Genomic DNA, 387 nt, shown 5'->3' on the forward strand with positions numbered 1-387 from the left:
CTCGTACTGGCGGGACATGGGCACGCCAGACGATTTCGTGCGCGGGTCGGCCGATCTGGTCCGTGGCATCGCACCGTCGCCGGCGCTCAACGGCCGTCGCGGCGAGTCCCTGGTCCACGAAGGTGCGGCGGTTGCGCCTGGTGCCCTGCTGATCGGGGGCACCGTGGTGGGCCGCGGCGCCGAGATCGGTGCCGGCGCACGCCTCGACGGCGCGGTGATCTTAGACGGGGTGCGCGTGGAAGCCGGTGCGGTGATTGAACGTTCGATCATCGGCTTCGGCGCCCGCATCGGCCCGCGGGCACTGATCCGCGACGGCGTGATCGGCGACGGGGCCGAAATCGGTGCCCGCTGCGAGCTGGTGCGAGGTGCAAGGGTGTGGCCCGGGTT

The 387-nt window shown here is 71.8% G+C and carries 1 pseudogene; it reads left to right on the forward strand.

The annotated features are described in order from the left end of the window. Positions 1 to 387, forward strand: a pseudogene (locus RNC47_RS37380) (NDP-sugar synthase); the annotation flags it as partial.

The organism is Streptomyces millisiae, assembly GCF_031845425.1.
Taxonomy (GTDB): Bacteria; Actinomycetota; Actinomycetes; order Streptomycetales; family Streptomycetaceae; genus Streptomyces; species Streptomyces millisiae.